General features: G+C 68.7%; 18 protein-coding genes. 9 read left to right on the top strand and 9 right to left on the bottom strand.

What is annotated here, in order from left to right; genetic code table 11:
- Window positions 1-13 precede the first annotated feature (13 nt).
- Both B0F77_RS23355 and B0F77_RS23350 read left to right on the top strand, forming a co-directional pair.
- Window positions 14-1,102 (top strand): S-(hydroxymethyl)mycothiol dehydrogenase, encoded by a 1,089-nt coding sequence (locus B0F77_RS23355; protein ID WP_086665095.1) that lies wholly within the window; start codon window positions 14-16, stop codon window positions 1,100-1,102.
- Window positions 1,102-1,701, top strand: coding sequence for an MBL fold metallo-hydrolase (locus B0F77_RS23350; protein WP_086665094.1), 600 nt, complete (start codon window positions 1,102-1,104; stop codon window positions 1,699-1,701). Before B0F77_RS23355 ends, B0F77_RS23350 begins: the two co-directional genes overlap by 1 nt.
- Window positions 1,702-1,711: 10 nt before the next feature.
- Here B0F77_RS23350 and B0F77_RS23345 read toward each other — a convergent pair whose 3' ends face one another.
- Both B0F77_RS23345 and B0F77_RS23340 read right to left on the bottom strand, forming a co-directional pair.
- Window positions 1,712-2,680, bottom strand: coding sequence for an IS481 family transposase (locus tag B0F77_RS23345; protein ID WP_086665093.1), 969 nt, complete (start codon window positions 2,678-2,680; stop codon window positions 1,712-1,714).
- A gap of 105 nt (window positions 2,681-2,785) precedes the next feature.
- Window positions 2,786-3,544: an enoyl-CoA hydratase/isomerase family protein gene (locus tag B0F77_RS23340; protein WP_086665092.1), complete on the bottom strand. Its 759-nt coding sequence runs from the start codon at window positions 3,542-3,544 to the stop codon at window positions 2,786-2,788.
- A gap of 102 nt (window positions 3,545-3,646) precedes the next feature.
- Here B0F77_RS23340 and B0F77_RS23335 point away from each other — a divergent pair, with 102 nt between their 5' ends.
- Both B0F77_RS23335 and B0F77_RS23330 read left to right on the top strand, forming a co-directional pair.
- The gene (locus B0F77_RS23335) at window positions 3,647-4,615 is read left to right on the top strand and encodes a DUF2332 family protein (protein WP_158102798.1); all 969 of its coding nucleotides are present in this window, start codon (window positions 3,647-3,649) and stop codon (window positions 4,613-4,615) included.
- 217 nt (window positions 4,616-4,832) lie between these two features.
- Complete coding sequence (locus B0F77_RS23330; RefSeq protein ID WP_086665090.1) at window positions 4,833-5,588, top strand: hypothetical protein; 756 nt, start codon at window positions 4,833-4,835, stop codon at window positions 5,586-5,588.
- Here B0F77_RS23330 and B0F77_RS23325 read toward each other — a convergent pair.
- Together B0F77_RS23325 and B0F77_RS23320 are read right to left on the bottom strand one after the other, a co-directional pair.
- The gene (locus tag B0F77_RS23325; RefSeq protein ID WP_086665089.1) at window positions 5,564-6,520 is read right to left on the bottom strand and encodes a serine hydrolase domain-containing protein; all 957 of its coding nucleotides are present in this window, start codon (window positions 6,518-6,520) and stop codon (window positions 5,564-5,566) included. The genes B0F77_RS23330 and B0F77_RS23325 overlap by 25 nt on opposite strands.
- A complete protein-coding gene (locus B0F77_RS23320) occupies window positions 6,517-7,386 on the bottom strand; it encodes an alpha/beta hydrolase (RefSeq protein WP_086665151.1) in 870 nt (289 codons plus the stop codon). Before B0F77_RS23320 ends, B0F77_RS23325 begins: the two co-directional genes overlap by 4 nt.
- A 95-nt stretch (window positions 7,387-7,481) precedes the next feature.
- Between B0F77_RS23320 and B0F77_RS23315 the strand changes: the two genes are divergently transcribed.
- Together B0F77_RS23315 and B0F77_RS23310 are read left to right on the top strand one after the other, a co-directional pair.
- Complete coding sequence (locus B0F77_RS23315; protein WP_086665088.1) at window positions 7,482-8,474, top strand: helix-turn-helix domain-containing protein; 993 nt, start codon at window positions 7,482-7,484, stop codon at window positions 8,472-8,474.
- Between the two features lie 75 nt (window positions 8,475-8,549).
- Complete coding sequence (locus tag B0F77_RS23310; RefSeq protein ID WP_086665087.1) at window positions 8,550-9,929, top strand: glycoside hydrolase family 28 protein; 1,380 nt, start codon at window positions 8,550-8,552, stop codon at window positions 9,927-9,929.
- 54 nt (window positions 9,930-9,983) lie between these two features.
- Here B0F77_RS23310 and B0F77_RS23305 read toward each other — a convergent pair whose 3' ends face one another.
- On the bottom strand, window positions 9,984-10,706 hold the full coding sequence (locus tag B0F77_RS23305; protein ID WP_086665086.1) for an SDR family oxidoreductase: 723 nt from the start codon (window positions 10,704-10,706) through the stop codon (window positions 9,984-9,986).
- Between the two features lie 68 nt (window positions 10,707-10,774).
- Here B0F77_RS23305 and B0F77_RS23300 point away from each other — a divergent pair, with 68 nt between their 5' ends.
- Window positions 10,775-11,533 carry a helix-turn-helix transcriptional regulator gene (locus tag B0F77_RS23300; RefSeq protein WP_086665085.1) on the top strand — a complete coding sequence of 253 codons (759 nt, stop codon included), beginning with the start codon at window positions 10,775-10,777 and terminating at the stop codon, window positions 11,531-11,533.
- On the opposite strand, the gene B0F77_RS23295 is transcribed toward B0F77_RS23300, so the two are convergent.
- Window positions 11,530-12,312, bottom strand: coding sequence for an esterase/lipase family protein (locus B0F77_RS23295; protein ID WP_245848573.1), 783 nt, complete (start codon window positions 12,310-12,312; stop codon window positions 11,530-11,532). The two genes, B0F77_RS23300 and B0F77_RS23295, sit on opposite strands and share 4 nt — an antisense overlap.
- A gap of 254 nt (window positions 12,313-12,566) precedes the next feature.
- Between B0F77_RS23295 and B0F77_RS23290 the strand changes: the two genes are divergently transcribed.
- Together B0F77_RS23290 and B0F77_RS23285 are read left to right on the top strand one after the other, a co-directional pair.
- On the top strand, window positions 12,567-14,165 hold the full coding sequence (locus B0F77_RS23290) for a WS/DGAT/MGAT family O-acyltransferase (RefSeq protein WP_245848572.1): 1,599 nt from the start codon (window positions 12,567-12,569) through the stop codon (window positions 14,163-14,165).
- A gap of 128 nt (window positions 14,166-14,293) precedes the next feature.
- Window positions 14,294-14,719, top strand: coding sequence for a hypothetical protein (locus B0F77_RS23285; protein WP_086665082.1), 426 nt, complete (start codon window positions 14,294-14,296; stop codon window positions 14,717-14,719).
- Here B0F77_RS23285 and B0F77_RS23280 read toward each other — a convergent pair.
- From B0F77_RS23280 to B0F77_RS23270, 3 genes are read right to left on the bottom strand one after another with little or no spacing between them, the layout of a single operon-like run.
- On the bottom strand, window positions 14,629-15,543 hold the full coding sequence (locus B0F77_RS23280) for an alpha/beta fold hydrolase (RefSeq protein WP_086665081.1): 915 nt from the start codon (window positions 15,541-15,543) through the stop codon (window positions 14,629-14,631). The genes B0F77_RS23285 and B0F77_RS23280 overlap by 91 nt on opposite strands.
- 43 nt (window positions 15,544-15,586) lie before the next feature.
- Entirely contained in the window at window positions 15,587-16,447 is an 861-nt protein-coding gene (locus B0F77_RS23275; RefSeq protein WP_086665080.1) for a hypothetical protein, read from the bottom strand.
- On the bottom strand, window positions 16,444-17,019 hold the full coding sequence (locus B0F77_RS23270; RefSeq protein ID WP_086665079.1) for an RNA polymerase sigma factor: 576 nt from the start codon (window positions 17,017-17,019) through the stop codon (window positions 16,444-16,446). Before B0F77_RS23270 ends, B0F77_RS23275 begins: the two co-directional genes overlap by 4 nt.
- Window positions 17,020-17,028 lie beyond the last annotated feature (9 nt).

Genomic DNA, 17,028 nt, shown 5'->3' with positions numbered 1-17,028 from the left:
GGACGGAGTCGCAGTGGCGCAAGAGGTCAAGGGCATCGTCGCCCGGGGCAAAGGTCAACCCGTCGAACTGACCTCGGTGCTGGTGCCAGATCCCGGTCCGGGCGAGGCCGTGGTGAAGGTGCAGGCGTGCGGCGTCTGCCACACCGACCTGCACTACCGCGAGGGCGGCATCAACGACGAGTTCCCGTTCCTGCTGGGCCACGAAGCCGCGGGTGTCGTGGAGTCCGTCGGTGAAGGCGTCGCGGACCTGGAACCCGGCGACTTCGTCGTGCTGAACTGGCGCGCCGTCTGCGGCACCTGCCGTGCTTGTCGTCGAGGCAAGCCCTGGTACTGCTTCTCGACCTTCAACGCCTCCCAGCCGATGACGCTGACCGACGGCACGAAGCTCTCCCCCGCGCTGGGCATCGGCGCGTTCGCCGAGAAGACGTTGGTCCACTCAGGACAGTGCACGAAGGTCGACCCGTCCGCCCGCGCGGCCGCCGTCGGCCTGCTGGGCTGCGGCGTCATGGCCGGCGTCGGTGCCGCCATGAACACCGGCGGCGTCACCCGCGGCGACTCGGTGGCCGTGATCGGCTGCGGCGGTGTCGGCGACGGCGCCATCGCGGGCGCCCGCCTCGCTGGTGCCGCGAAGATCATCGCCGTCGACACCGACCCGCGGAAACTGGAGTGGGCCAAGGGTTTCGGCGCCACCCACACCATCAACGTCCGCGACGTCGACGACGTGGTGGTGGAAATCCAGCGACTGACCGACTCGTTCGGCGCGGACGTGGTGATCGACGCCGTCGGCCGCCCCGAGACGTGGAAGCAGGCATTCTACGCCCGCGACCTGGCCGGAACCGTTGTCCTGGTGGGCGTTCCGACGCCGGACATGCAACTCGACATGCCGCTGATCGACTTCTTCTCGCGCGGCGGCTCGCTGAAGTCCTCGTGGTACGGCGACTGCCTGCCCAGCCGCGACTTCCCGATGCTCGTCGACCTGTACCAGCAGGGCCGCTTCGACCTCGACGCGTTCGTCAGCGAGGAGATCCCGCTGGACGGCGTGGAAGCAGCGTTCGAGAAGATGCACCACGGCGAGGTCCTGCGATCGGTCGTGGTCTTCTGATGACCCTGCGCGTTGATCACACCATCACGTCCGGCACCTTCTCGCTGGACGGCGAGACCTTCGACGTCGACAACAACGTGTGGGTCATCGGCGACTCGTCGGAGTGCGTCGTCATCGACGCGCCGCACGACGTCGACGCCATCCTGAAGGTCGTGGACGGACGTCGCGTCGTGGCGATTCTCCTGACCCACGCACACGATGACCACGTCCGGGTAGCGCCGGATCTGGCTCATGCCACCGGTGCACCGCTGGCTCTGCACCAGGACGACCACATCGTCTGGTCGTTGACGCACACCGGCGTGATCCCCCACCAGGCGTTGGAAGACGGCCAGGTGCTGACCGTGGCCGGCGAACGGATCGAGGTGCTCCACACGCCAGGACGTTCGCCTGGCGCGGTGTGCTTCTACGTGCCGTCGCTGGGTGCGGTGTTCACCGGGGACACGTTGTTCCAGGGCGGGCCTGGGGCTACCGGGCGGTCGTTCTCGGACCGGCCGACGATCGAGAAGTCCATCCGGGAGAAGCTGCTGACGCTGCCCGGCGAGACCGTGGTGCACACGGGCCACGGCCCGGACACCACGATCGCCGCGGAGGTGTTCTAGATGTACTTGGTCATGAGGTTGGTGACTGAACGCGGCTGATGGGTGGCTGACCATCAAGTGCGAAGTGACCGCGTTCAGTGTTGTAGTGATCAAGCCACGGCGCCAGCGCTGCGGATCGAGTGGTGTTGTCGAGGAAGATCTCGTGATAGGCCCACTCGGTCTGCAGCGTGCGGTTGAACCGCTCGACTTTGCCATTCTGCCAAGGACAATGCGGCTTGATGGTCTTGTGGCGGGCGCCGATCGCCGCGACCGCGGTGGCGAAGTCGCGGGAGATCAGGTAGTTCTTGGCGTTGTCGGTCAGGACGCGGTGAACGCGTGGGATGCCCTGTTCGGCGAACCACGCGGCAGCGCGAAGCAGGAACCCGGCACAGGTAGTGCCGCGTTCATCGTCAAGGATCTCTGCGTAGGCGAGCCGGGAGTGGTCATCGATGGCGGCGTGGACGTAGTCGTAGCCCAGGCCTCGGTGGGAGCCGGGACGCAGGCCGCGGCCGTGCGCGCGCCAGCCGCCTCCCGGCGGGATCTTGCCGATCTTCTTGACGTCCAGGTGCAGCAGATCGCCGGGTGCGGGGTGTTCGTAGCGGCGGGTGGTGTGCCGGGTCGCGCGGATGCGTTGCCCGGTCAGCGGATCGCACTCGGCCAGCCGCGGCACGCCGTGCCGGGTCAGCACCCTCGACACGGTGCGAGCGGGGACGCCGGTGCAGGCGCTGATCCGAGCAGGGCCGCAGCGCAGCTCGCCGCGCGCCATTACGATCTTCAGTTCTGTCTCGGCCGAGGTCCGCGACGGCATGTGGTGCGGCCTGCTGGACCGATCAGCCAAGCCCGCCAGACCCTCGTCGCGGAAACGACGGACCCAGCGGTGCGCGCACTGCCGGGAGACTCCGAGCTCTTTGGCCACGTGGGCGACCGGTCTGCCGGCAGCCACCCGTGAAACCAGGACCAGGCGTCCGTGCGGGGTCAGGCGGGCGTTAGCGTGTCCCATCGAGGCCTCCGGTTGTGGTGACTGACTTCGCAATCACCACCGCACCCGGAGGCCTCACCCATGATCAAGCCGACACACCGTCACCAACGTGTTGGCCAGGTACATCTAGAACCGCGGGGGCCGCTTCTCCAGGAACGCCGACACGCCTTCCGCGTAGTCGGCGCTGGAGGCGGCCTCCGCGTACAGCGCCCGCACGAAGTCGTCCTCGTGCCCGCCGTCGGTGATCGAGTTGATGATCTTCTTGGCGCCGCGCACCGACACCTGCGCCCGCCCGGCGATCTGTTCGGACAGTTCCTTCACCCGCGCGTCCAACGACTCCACGACCTCGTTCACGAGCCCGATCCGCAGGGCCGTCGCAGCGTCGAGCAAATCGGCCGAGAAGAGGATCTGCTTCGCCCACGCCGGTCCGACCGCGTCCACGAGCGCCTTGGTGGACGTGAAGTTGTAAACGATGCCGAGTTTCGCGGGCGTGATGCCGAATCGCGCGTCGACAGCCGCCACCCGAATGTCGCAGGCCAGGGCGATCTCGCAGCCACCGCCGACGCAGAAACCGGAAATCGCGGCGATCGTCGGCTTGTCCAGCCGGGCGATCGCACGTTCCCCGTTGTGCACGGCCTCGCCGTAGTGAGCGGCTCCCTCGGGGCCCCGCCGCAACGTGGAGAACTCGGCGATGTCGGCGCCCGCGGAGAAGTGCTCCCCACCCCGGATGACCAGCACACGGATGCTCTCATCAGCGGAAACAGTCGCCATCAACCCAGGCAGGGCCGACCACATCTCGTAGCTCATCGCGTTGCGCTTGGCCGGGCGGTTGATCGTCAACGTGGCGACCGGGCCGGCCGCGGACAGTTCCAGGAACTCGCTCACCCGCCGCACGATACCCACCGTCTTTGGCGGCACGCCCGGTCTCAGTTGGGTAGAAGTGCGTTCCCGCCCTTGTAAAGTCCGTTGCCGAAGAGGGGAGAGAAGGTGACCGCGGCCAGCATCGGCGCTTCCACCCTGCGCACGTTCGCAGTGCGGTTGCGCACCAGCGCGCCCGTGTCCGCGCGCATCCTCTCGGAACTGGCGAGCGAACTCGACCGCGGCGGGCCGGTGGCGGATCTGATCTGTTCGCACAGCGCCGTGCACAGTCCGTTGTTCGGCATCCAGGCGCTCGCCGGGGTGCGGTTGCTGATGCTGTCGGGAAAGGCGCCGGAACTGAGCCAGCGCTTCGCCAGCGCGCACGCCGCGGCGATGGCGGGCGAGTCCGACTCCACGGCGCTGCTCGCCTGGCTGGCAGCGCGCAGGGCGATCGTCGAGAACCCGGGCGAGATCCTGGCGGCGCTCGACCGCACGGTGCAGCAGCACCAGCCCACGACCGCCGGGTTCCTGTTGAGGGGCCTGACGATGATCGGGGCGCCCAAGGTGCGGCTCCTCGAACTCGGGGCGTGCGCGGGCCTCAACCTGATCCTGGACCACTACCGCTGGTTCGGCCTCGGCTGGGAGTGGGGCGACCAGGACTCGCCCGTGCGCCTGGCCGCCGTCGGGCCGCCACCGCCGAAGCTCGAGATCGTCGGACGGGCCGGGTGCGACCTGCAGCCGCGCGACCCCGGCGACGCCAAGCACGCGATGATCCTGCACTCGTTCATCCCGCCCGAGCACGACGCGCTGCGGTGGGACCTCGACGACGCCATCGAGCTCGCCGCCAAGGTCGGGGTGAAGGTCGACCGCTCGCCGGCCGGGCGGTGGCTGCGCGAGAACCTCGTGCCGCCGGACGAGCGCGGCACGTACACGGTGATCTGGCACAGCTCGTTCTGGCCGTACCTCACCGAGGACGAGCGCAACGAGATCGAGACGACGCTGACGGCCGCCGCGGGCTCGATGCCGCTCGCGCGCGTTGCCTACGAGCCGACCGATTTTCGCTCGAACCCACGGCTCACGGTCACCATTTACAGCTAAGCAGGCTGCCGGAAGTTGCGTCCGTTACTCGCCCGCCGGACGTGCGTCCGGCCCCGATGGCGTCTGCAAGTACCACCAACTCAACATCAACAGGCACTTTGCCACTACCAACAGGCCTGTCCGGTGGCGGGCCGCAGTCCTTGCGGACGCCACTCGGCACCAGCTGGCACAGATGTTCCGGACAGGAGTTCTGGCCAGGCGCTTAGCCTCCGCCGTTGTGAAAACGATCCGCGCCTCCCTGCTGGCCGTCGCCCTCTTCACCACGATCCTCGCCGCACCCGCCCACGCCGCCGTGTCCGACCACGACCTGGCGTTCCACTGGGCGCCGGTGCACTACCAGGACACCGACTCGTCGGACTACGACGCCGACTACCTGTCCACTGTGGACTTCGACGGCGACTGGAACGGGCTGAACAACTGGGAGAACCAGACCCAGCTCGCGAAACTCACCGGCGCCGCCTACTACTCGGTGGTCGAGACGTCGACGCACTGGTTCATCGTCCACTCCTTCTTCCACCCGCGTGACTGGGACGACGAGCCCGACCCGTCCGGCAAGCGGACTCACGAGAACGACCTGGAAGGCGCGCTGCTGACCGTCCGCAGGGACAGCGGGTTCGGCACACTCGAAGCCGCGGTCACCGTGGCGCACAGCGACTTCTACTCGTACGTGCCCGCCGGATCGCCGTACCGCAACGGCGCGGAGACCATCGACGGCACGTTGCTGCTGGTCAACGGCCGCCCCGCCACCCGGCAGAAGGCCAAGGGGCACGGCCTGTACCGGTGGGACGGCAACAACTTCCCCGGTGGCGACGGCAAGGACAACGCCGCCAACGCGCCGTGGGGCTGGGACGACCACGACGACGGCGCGATCTACCGCGGTTACCTGGCCACCGACCCGGCGTTGGTGGTCGACAAGTACTTCTCCAACAAGGGCAGCTTCAGCCTGACCTACACGCGCAACGCCTTCCGCTGAAACGCCACCAACGCCTCATCGATCGCTTTGTTGTTCCAGCGCTGAAGGTTGACGGCGAGCGACACCTGTCGCTCGCCGTCCGCGCTGTGGAACGACCACGTGCCCGCGCCCCACGCCGACCCGTCGTGTCCCCAGAAGCCGCTGTGCTCGTGCAGGCCGAGGCCGTACTGCACCGTCGAGCCGTCGAACGCGACCACCGGACCCGTCTTCTGCATCAACGCCAACGACTCCCGCGACACGATCCGGCCGTCGAGCAGGGCGGCGAAGAACAGGTTGAGGTCCTCCACGGTCGAGATCAGCGAGGCCGACACGCCGACCCACGACATGTCGTAGACGCTGTAGTCGCGCGGCGGATCGAGCAACCCGAACAACGCCTCGTACATCGGCGGGTGCGGCCCCTCGATCCGCGTCCCCGTCGGGAACATCGTGTTGCGCAAGCCCGCGCGTTCGATGACGTTCCGCGTGATCCACCGCTCGGCGGTCATGCCGGTGACGCTCTCGATGAGCCGGCCGAGCAGCAGATAGCCGGTGTTGGAGTAGGTGCCGGGCGGCACGGCGGGCGCGTCGACGCCCAGTTTGATCAGCTCGCGCGGGTAGAAGTGCCGGAACTGGTTGTCCTCCAGGCTCTTCGGCGAACCCTCCAGCAGCGACGGGAACGCGAGGAACCGGTAGTCGGCCAGCCCGCTGGTCATGCTCAGCAGCTCCCGGACCGTGCTGGCGCCGTGGACCGGCGTGTCCAGCTCGATCCTGCCGCGCTCCACCAGCAGCATGATCGCGGCGGCGGTGAACGTCTTGGTGACGCTGCCGACGCGGTGCCGCATGTCCGGCGTCGCATCACCGGCGGCGCCACGCCACACGTGACCGTTGTCCCGCACTTCCGCCCACACGCCGGGAACTCCGGCCTGGTGGATCGCCTCCAGCGCGGCCCTCATGCCAGCGCCCGGCGCAGCACGTCACCGATTTCGGCGAACTGGCGTTGCGACACGTCGGCGGACAACAGCGCCTGCGAGCCGTGGAACGTCCCAGGCCACTGGTGCAACTCGACCTGCACGTCCGACTGCATGAGCCGCAACGCGTAGGCGATGTTCTCGTCGCGGTTCGGGCAGAACTCGGCGCTGGCGATGTACGCGGGCGGCAGGTCGGACAGGTCCTCGGCGCGCGCCGGGGCCGCGTACGGCGTGGCGGGCTGCCCACCCAGGTAGTGCGCCCACGCCTGACCGGCCTTGGCGCGGTTGTACCAGGGCGTTTCGGTGAAGTGCCGGGCCGACCAGGTCGTCAGCCGATCGTCGAGCCCCGGCTGGTGCAACAGCTGGAACCGGATCGGCGGGCCCTGTTCGTCCCGCGACCTCAACGCCAGCGCCGCCGCCAGCCCACCGCCCGCGCTGTGCCCGGCGACCGCGATGGAGTCCGCGCTCTCGTACGCCCACCGCAACACCGTCCAGGCGTCGTCCAGCGCGGCCGGGAACGGGTGCTCCGGCGCCAACCGGTAGCCCACGGAGATCACGACAGCACCCGACCGTGCGGCCACACGGGACGCCCACGGGTGTTCGGTCTCCACGTCACCGATGCACCACCCACCGCCGTGCATCCAGATGACGGTGCCGTGCGCCTCATACGGCCGATAGATCCGCACGGGCACGTCGGGGTCGCCGGGCACCAGCAGGTCCTCGACCTCCATGCCGTCCGTCTCGGCGGGGATGCCGGCGGCGAGCTTGGCGAGGAACTCCCGTTCCTTCGCCACGTCGGTGAGCTCGGCTTTCGGGAAGAACGGGATGAACGCTTCCAACTCGGGATCCATGCGTTCCATCCTCACGATCTCCTCACCGCTCTTCAGCCGACGTGCGTCGCGCAATCCGCCCCGGTCGCGCGACGTTCGTCGCTATCGTCGTCCACATGGAGGCCTTGGCGACGCGACTGTCGAACCTCGACTCGCACGTCGAGGGCGCGATCAGGGTCGTGATCTTCTACGACACGCTGATGCGCCGCCGGGTCGACCTCCCCGCCCTGGCGCGGGCCTCGGCGGGCCTGGCCGAGTGCGTCGCCGGGATCCGGTTGCACGGCACCGGCAAGGTGATCCGCATGTCGCCGGCCGGCACCGAAGCCGCCGCCACCAGCCCGATGTCCTCGCGGAGTGCGATCACGCTCGACGACGAGGAGATCGGCGAGGTCTGGCTGGAACGCGCGGAAGCCGGTCCTCTCGACGAAGTGCTGCTCGACCGCCTCGCCATCGCCGTCGCCGCCGTGGTCGAACGCTACGGCCCGGCGCGCACCACGATGGCCGATCCCGCGCTGGTCGAGCTGGTGATCAGCGCCGACGGCGACGAGGCCGGACGCGCACGGGCGTTGCGCCTGCTGGGTTTCGCGCCGGACCAGCGGATCCACGTCGCCGCGGTGCGCGCCGACCAGCCGCTGGACCGGATCGCGGCGCTGGTCTGCCCCGCACACCTGGTCAAGGCGGCTCCGGTCGATGGTTCGGGTGTCCTGCTGGCCACGAAACTGGGCGACTTCCCCGCCGGAACTCGCGCCGGCGTCGGCGCCGACCCGCACCCCGCCCGAGCGTGGACCGAAGCCCGGACAGCGCTGCGCTTCACCACCTCCCGAACACCCGTCGTCCACCACCCCGACCTGGGAGCGCTCGCCCTGCTCGCCCAGGTCTCCACCGAAAACCTGCGCGCCAACGCCGACGTGGCCGCGGTGGCCGAGTTGTCCCCGGAAGACCTCGAAACCCTGGACGCCTACTGCGCCACCGGCTCCCTCCGCAAAGCCGCCGACCTGCTGCACCTGCACCACAGCAGCGTCTCCCGCCGCCTGGAACAGATCAGCCTCGACATCTCCGACCTGGCCAGGGTCAAGCTCGCACTGGCCGCCTTCCGGCTCCTCGACTAACGGACCGCAAACGTTTACAGTCTTTCTGTAACGCCGCCGCCCAACGTTGCCTTCACTGTGGAAGAGGACGTCGAAATGGACGGCAGGATCAACCGTCGGCTGCTGATGAAGTCCACCGTCGTGGCCGTGATCGCCACCCCGGCGCTGACCAGGACCGCACTCGCGGCTTCGAGTCGTTCGGCCGCGGTGCCCGAACTGCCCTGGCCGGCCGCCAACGAGATCGTGCGGAACACGAAGCTCCCGTCGTTCCCCGACAAGAACTTCGACGCGACCGCGTACGGCGCCAAGGGCGACAACAAGACCGACAACACCGAAGCGTTCAAGAAGGCCATCGCCGCCTGCAACGCGGCCGGCGGCGGCCACGTGATCGTCCCCAGGGGCACCTACGTCACGGGCGCGATCCACCTGCTGAGCAACGTCGACTTCCACCTCGAGGACGGCGTGCTGCTCAAGTTCTCCAGCGATGCCTCGAAGTTCCCCACCGTGCTCACGCGCTACGAGGGCATCGAGTGCATGAACCGCTCTCCCATGGTCTACGCCCACAAACAGACCAACATCGCGCTGACCGGCAAGGGCACACTCGACGCGGGCGCGACCGGCAGCTGGAACAAGGGCAGCGACCGCTCGTACCTGGAGTCCTTGGTGGCCAAGGGAACCCCGCCGGAGAAGCGCGTCGTTCCCGGCTCCGGCAAGAACATGCGCTCGACGTTCATCGAGCCCTACTCGTGTGACACCGTGCTGATCCAGGGCGTCACGCTGAAAAACCCCAAGTTCTGGCAGATCCACCCCACGCTCTGCAAGAACGTCACGGTCGACGACGTGCACACGGACCCCACGACGTCCGCCAACAACACGGACGCGTGCGACCCGGAGTCGTGCGACCACGTCGTGATCTCCAACAGCGACCTCGGCGCGCACGACGACAACGTGGCGATCAAGTCCGGCCGCGACGAGGACGGCCGGCGGATCAACGTGCCGTGCCAGAACCTCGTCGTCGTCAACTGCCGCATGAACGGAAACTGGGGCGCCATCACGTGCGGCTCCGAGCAGACCGGCGGCATCCGCAACGTCTACGGCTACAAGCTGAACTGCGTCAACGCCACCAAGTTCGCCCTGTACGTCAAGTCGAACACCAAGCGCGGCGGCTTCTCGCAGAACATCAACCTGGACAGCGTGTCCGGCACGTTCGAGCGCGCGTTCGTCTACGTCACCACGACCTACAACTCGCAGACGGGCAGCAACGTGCCGAAGTTCGGCCCGTTCTTCATCTCGAACTGCGGCAGCACCAAGGCTTCGAAGGTCCTCGACGTCTCCGGCCTGACGCAGGAGCACGTGAAGGGGCTGGAGCTGAAGGACTCCAAGTTCACCGTCAGCTCCACCACCAACACCGTCAAGAACGTCGACGGCCTGAAGTTCACCAACGTCACCGCGAACGGCAAGCCGATGACCAAGTAGGCCTCAGCTCTGGGTAGGCCTCAGCTCTGGGTAGGCCTCAGCTCTGGGTAGGCCTCAGCTTTGGGCAGCCGGCCGCACGACGATCTCGTTCACGTCGACGTCGGCCGGCTGCTCGATCGCGAACGCCACGGCGCGGGCGATCGCGTCCGGAGAGATCGCGATCTCGTCCCGCATGCCCGCGATGCTCTTGCGCACGTCGTCGTTGGTCGACGCCTCAGCGAACTCCGTGTGCACGATCCCCGGCGACACGGTCGTCACGCGGAACGTGCCGTTGGACTCCTGGCGCAGTCCCTCGCAGATCGCCCGCACGGCGACCTTGGTGCCCGCGTAGACCGCCATGGCCGGCACAACGCGGAACGCGGCGGTGGAGGCGGTGGTGACGAAGTGTCCCGCCTGCTGCGCCCGGAACACCGGCAGCGCGGCCGCGATCCCGTGCAGCACGCCCTTGATGTTGACGTCCACCATCTCGTCCCACTCGTCGACGCGCAGGTCGTCCAGCGGCGAGATCGGGCCCGCTCCCGCGTTGCCCACCAGCACGTCGAGCCTGCCGAACCGCTCACAAGCCAGTGCCACCAACGAATGCAGGTCCTCCCGCCGCGTCACGTCGGTCCGCACGTGAAAACCCCCTGTCTTGGCCGCCAAATCCGCGAGACGGTCTTCCCGCCGTGCACCGAGCACGAGACGTGCGCCCCGTTCCGCGAGCAACAACGCGGTGGCTTCCCCGATGCCGCTGCTGGCGCCGGTGATCGCCACGACCTTTCCTTCGATTCCTGTCATGAACCCAGCCTGCGACGGTTTTAGCCTGGTATCCAGAGCCGTCTTATGCTGGTACTGGAGGTGCCAGCATGAGCGAACTGGGCGCGTTCCTGCGCAGCCGCCGGGAGCGGATCACTCCCGCTGAGGCCGGTCTGCCGAGCACCGGCCGCCGCCGCACGCCGGGCCTGCGCCGGGAGGAGCTCGCCGTGCTCGCCGGGATCAGCGCGACCTGGTACACCTACCTCGAACAGGGCAGGAACGTGCAGGCGTCGGACCAGGTGCTCGGAGCGATCGCGGTGGCGCTCGGGCTCGCTCCGTCCGAAAAGGACCACCTGTTCCGGCTCGCCGGGCGTGCACCGGCAGAGGCCCCCGAGGAGACCCTGCCGGACGAGGTGGCCGCCGTGCCGAACCTGTTGGGGCCGAACCCGGCGTACGTCATCGGCGCCACCTACGACGTGCTCAGCCACAACGCGGCCGCCGCCGAGCTCTTCCCGAACCTGCAAGCGGGTCAACCGAACTTCGCGCGCTGGGTGTTCACCGAGCAGGAGTCACGGCACGTCCTGCTCGACTGGGAACCGGAGGCGCGCGGCCTGCTCGCCCGGCTGCGCACGCTCGCCGGCCGGCACCCCGGCGACGCGCGGTTCACCCGGCTGATCGACGACCTGCACGAGGCCAGCCAGGAGGTGCGCTCCTGGTGGCCCCACCACGAGGTGCAGGCCCAGAGCAGCGGCCGCAAACGCCTGCGGCACCAACGGCTCGGGGCCGTCGACTACGCCTACACGGCGTTCCACCTCGCCGAGCAGCCCGCCCAGACGCTGGTGATCTACGCCGACCCGCGGCCCTGCTAGGCCGCCCTCGGGTACATGCGTGCCATTCCCGGTGGCGCGGCGAAGGGCGCCCACGTGCCCTCCGCCTGCGCCAGCCGGTCAGCGACCACCCACAGAACGGTGGCGTTGAAGCCATAGCCGAGGTGCGACGACGACACCTGGACGTTCTCCCGCCGCGTTCCCGGCTCCTCGATGCACGACTCCCACGACACGATGCCGTCCGTCTTGGAGTAGATCGACGTGGCGGGCACCGGGATCGGCGGCCGCGTCGACTCGAGCGGCGGGAACTCCTCGCGCGGGATGTGCAGGCGCGAGAACAGCGCGAAGGCCGGCATCGCCCGTGACTGCACGGGATCCGACATGTTGTACGGCGAGCCGAGCGTGATCACCTGGCGCACGCGGTGCGGGTGGTCCCGCGCCATCTCGCGCGCGAAGATCCCGCCGAGCGACCAGCCCACAATGGAGACCGGGCCGCCGTGCGCGTCGGAAACCTTCTTCACCAAGGCGTGCATGCCGTCGACCGCGCGGCGTGTCGGGCCGATGTTGCGGCCCAGGCCCCAGCGGTGGACGTCATAGCCCAAACCGGATAGAAACCGGCGCAGCATCACCGTCGACGAGTCGGCGGCACCGAGACCGGGGAACACCAGGACCGGGTGACCGTCACCGGACGGCGCACCGCGCAGCATCGAACGCGTGGCGACGAACTCGCTCACGTCCAGAGCGCAGCGGGTGGGCTCGGTGAGGTACCAGAACAGGCCGGGCGCGCTTCCTCTGACGAGGTGCAGTGGAGAAGCAGGCACATCGAAGACTTCGTCTGAAGGTACGGCAGACATAGGAGCCTCCCCACACGTCGACAACCCCGAGCCGGCGCCCTGGGCCGCGTTGCCCAGTGAGTCCATGATGTTTCGTGAACGATCTTTTCGCCAGTACTTTCGAGTCTCGATTCGCCACCACCAGGTAACACGTTGGCAACCTCACACCTGTGCAGTGCCTCTCACCTGCATGGACGTCGATTCAGAAGCAAAGCTCCTCTACCATTTTTCGAGTGGATCGGATGAGCTCTCTGGACGCAGGCTTCTACTTCATCGAGGACGAGAACGTGCCCATGCACGTCGGTTCCGTCCTGGTTTTCGACGGCCCGGCGCCGTCCTACGGCGACGTGATCCGCCTCTTCGTGTCGCGGTTGGACCAGGTCCCCCGCTACCGGCAGAAGGTGAAGGCCCTGCCGTTCCACGTCGGCCGTCCGGTCTGGGTCGACGACGACCACTTCAACATCCTCTACCACGTGCGGCACACCGCGGTGCCGTCGCCGGGCGGTGAGGACCAGCTGCGCAACCTCGCGGGCCGGATCTTCGCGCAGAAGCTCGACGACTCCAAGCCGCTGTGGGAGGCCTGGCTCGTCGAGGGCCTGGAGGGCGGCCGCTGGGCCATCATCTCCAAGGTCCACCACTGCATGATCGACGGAGTGTCCGGAACGGACATGCTCCAGCTCATGCTGGACTTCAAACAGGAAAGCGTTCTCCCGGAGCCGAGGGAGTGGAAGCCGCAACCACAGCCGTCGACGCTCGACCTGGTGGTCGACGGTGTGCGCGACGCCGTGGTGACCCCCGTGCAACACCTCGCCGCGCTGCCCGCCGTCGCACGGAACCTGCGGTCGTTCAGCGAGATCGTGGACTTCGGCAAGTCGGTGCTCGGTTCGCTTCCCGGCACGGCACGTCGTCTCGTGACGCGTGCCGCGACGTCTCTCAACGGTCCTATCGGGCCGCACCGCCGTTGGGTGTGGGCGCGCGCGAACCTGGCTGAGATCAAGCAGATCCGCAAGGCCGCCGGTGGCACGGTCAACGACGTCATCCTCACCGCGATCACGCGTGGTTTCCGGGACCTGCTGGAGAAGCGCGGCGAGCTGACCGAGGGCATGGTCGTGCGCACCATGGTGCCCGTGTCGATGCGCAAGGCCGACCAGCACAACGAGCTGAACAACCGCGTCAGCGCGGTGTTGGTGAACCTGCCCGTGGGCGAGTCGGACCCGGTCAAGCGCCTCGCGTCGATCCGCGCGCAGATGGACGACCTGAAGAACTCGCGTCAGGCCGCCGGCGCCGACGTGATCACGAACCTGTCGAACTTCGCCGCGCCGACGTTGATGGCGCTGGGCTCGCGGACCGCGATGCGGTTCCCGCAGCAGATCCTGCAGACCGTCACCACGAACGTGCCGGGCCCGCGCATCCCGCTCTACATGCTCGGCCGCCCGCTCGTGGAGATGTTCCCGTACGTGCCGATCGCCTCCACGATCCGGATCACCGTCGGCATCTTCTCCTACCTGGACAGGTTCACCTTCGGCATCAACGCCGACTTCGACGGCGTGCCGGACGTCCAGCTGCTCGCCGACGGCATCCGCGCGGGCTTCGACGAGATGGTCGCGCTGGCCGCAGAGGCCGAGGAGAAGGCCGCCGCGAAGGCAGAGGTCGCCAAGGAGGCCGCCGCCGTGGCCGCCGAGCAGGCCGCCGCGGTGAAGCCGGCCGCCAAGCCCGCTGCGAAGCCCGCTGCCGCGAAGGCCACGGCGAAGCCCGCCCCCAAGCCGCGGGCCGTCCGCTCGACGGCCAAGGCCGCGCCGAAGAGCTCGGTGAACGGAGTGAAGCCGGAGACCACGGCCTGAGACACGATCTGACGGTTCAGGCGGGCGCGCACGACCTGCACCTGACCGTAGTAGGACTCGACGCACGGCTGGGCGCCCTCGGGCTGGCGCTCGGTCAGGTCGACGACGTCCGCATCGAGCTGGAGAACGTGCGATGGTCGCGCTGGCGTGCTCGCCGCGCGACCATCGTGTGCCGGGACGTGCACGTGAACCCGCCCGCGGTGCTGGTGTCGTCCCCCGTCGAGTTCCGCGTCGAAGTGAACTTTTCCGACATTCCGGAGTTGCAACCGGTCAGTTGGTTGCCGTTGACCGTCCGGTTGGTCGGCACGGAGCTGCACGTGCGGCTGCACAAGTGGCTGCCGGCGCGCGTGTTCGCCGTGCCGGAACTCCCGCGCGGGATCCAGCTGACGGGCGTGGAGCAACTCGACGACCACTTCGTGCTGACCGGAGCCGCTCCCGTCCTGCGGGAGCGGCTCACGCTCGGTCAGCTCGCGGAGGTGCTCAAGCGGTTGGCGTCCATCCAGTCCAGCACCCGCTCGGACACGACGCCGGGGATCTCCATCTGGGGCACGTGACCGATGCCCGCGTACTCGTCGTAGCGCCAGTGCGGGTGCCGGCGGGCCACGTACCGGGCGGCGGCCACGTTGACCAGCCGGTCCCGGTCGCCGCTCATCAGGAACACCGGCACGCGCACCTTCGACATCGCCGCGTAGTAGGCGCCGCGCTTCGACGTCGTGAACACGGTGCTGCGGGCGGCCGCGAGGAACGCCGTGTCCAGCCCCCGCACCTTCGCGCGTTCACCGATCAGGTGCTCCGACGCCTGCTTGAGCTCCTCGGGGATGCCCGACGGGTCCGCGCAGACCAGTTCCAGCAGGCGGTCGACCTGCGCGCGGGGCGGCGCGGTCTTCGCCCTGGCCAGGAACCGCTCGCCCAGGCCGGGCACCGAGTACATGAAGAACGTCCCGAGCATCGTCGGGTCCGGGCGTGTCCCGAACACCATCGGCAGCGCCGGGTCGACCAGCACCAGGCCCCTGACCAGGCCGGGGTTGTGGGCGGTGTGGAACAGGGAGATCATCCCGCCCATCGAGTTGCCGACCAGGATCACCGGCTCGCCCACGACGTCGGTGATGAACCGGCCGAGCAGCCGCGAGTTGGCCTGGACCGTGGTCTCGCGGCCCTCCGGATGCGTCAGACCGTGCCCGGCGAGGTCGACGGCCACGACGCGCGCCTTCTTCGCGAGCAACGGCGCCAGCAACGCCCAGTTCAGGTGCGAACCGCCGAGCCCGTGCACGAGGACGATCCGCGGTCCGTCGTCCGGTCCGCCGAAGTCGACCCAGTGCACGGGCCCGTCGAGGTCCGCGTACTGACTGGTGCCGCCGAAGTTCGCCACAGTCGTCATACCAACCAGTATGTCGCTTGGGGCTACTGATCGGTAGGGCTCGTTAGCGCCACGGCGTCGCGGGCTTGCACTTGTCCGCCGAGGCGCCCTTCTCGCCGTGGACGATCTCCTTGGTGTCCGGGGCGTAGTAGCAGGTGGCGGCCAGCTCGGTGTTGGTGCCGAGCAGGTTCCCGGCGTCGTCGTAGGCCCACAGCTCCATGGGACCGTTCACGCTGGGGGCCCAGTTCGACGGGTAGGCGATGCGGGCGACGTAGGTGCCGTTGACGATCTTGGCCTCCGCCACCTCGCCGTCCTGGGGCCGGTAGGTGATCCGGGCGACGGACGAGTCGACGCGACCCGCCACGACGCGGTAGCCGGGGGCGCCCGCGAGCTCGGGGATGGACGGGGTGACATCGCCGCCAAGAGCGCTGCTGACCCAGTCCACGGAGAAGTGTCCCGGCAGCCAGCCGCGGACGACCTCAGCGGGACGGAACGTGTAGTACTCCACTCCGCCGCGGCCGAGATCGCACGTCAAGACCGCCCTATCGGTGTAAACCAACGCCCACGGACCTGCGTCTTCGCGGCCGTACTGGTACATCGTCGGCCGACCCGTCATGTTCTCGGCCTTGGCACAGCCCTGCTCGATCGCCGTGATCTGCTCCGGGGTGAGGCCGAAGGTGTGCCGCAGCGTCGGCGTGGACGTCGGTGACGTCGTGATCTGGACGGCCGGCGTGTGCTCCGCCGGACCTGACCTGAACAACACCACGCCCGCCGCCACGACAGCCATCGCGGCAGCGGCGGCGAGGATCGGCACGGTGAGCCGGGACGACCTGCGGCGGCCGGTGAGCGCCCGTTCGACCTCGGCGCGGATCTGGGTGTGCCGGCCCGGTGGCAGGTCGCGAGTGGGTGGAAGCATGCTGGTCATCGGTCCTCCCCGGTGTGCACGAGCTCGCGGTGCTGCTGGAGCTTCGACTTGGCCTTGCTGACCCGTGCCCGCACGCTGCCCTCGGTGATGCCGAGCACCGCCGCGGCGTCCGCGTACGACACGCCGGACCACACGCACAGCGCGAGCGCCTCGCGTTCGTTGCGCGGCAGCTTCGCCACGGCGGTCAGCAGCTCCTTCATCCGCCGCTGGTCGTCGAGCCGCTCGGCCACCTGGTCCGCGTGGTCGGGCATCGGCCGCTCCTCGCCGACGCGCCGCAGGTTCCGCAGCCGGCGCGTCAGGGACCGCTGGTCGTTGCGCACCACGTTCGTCGCCACCGTGAGCAGCCACGGCAACGCCGACTCGCGCTCCAGCCGCACCTCGGCACGCTTGCGCCAGGCCAGCAGGAACGTGGCCTGCAGGTGGTCCTCCGCCTCGGCCCAGGACGCGGTCAACCGGAAGCAGTGGTTGTAGACCGCCTTCGCGTGCCGGTCGAACAGCACCCCGAAGGCGTGTCCACCGCCCTCAGCGGCCTGCGACCACAAGGCGCGGTCGTCAGGGTCTTCGGTTGTCATACCTGTTCG

This window comes from Lentzea kentuckyensis (assembly GCF_002150765.1).
In the GTDB taxonomy this organism is placed as follows: domain Bacteria; phylum Actinomycetota; class Actinomycetes; order Mycobacteriales; family Pseudonocardiaceae; genus Lentzea; species Lentzea kentuckyensis.
Note: the sequence above shows the minus strand (reverse complement) of the source record. Positions and strands in the feature narration are given on the sequence as shown.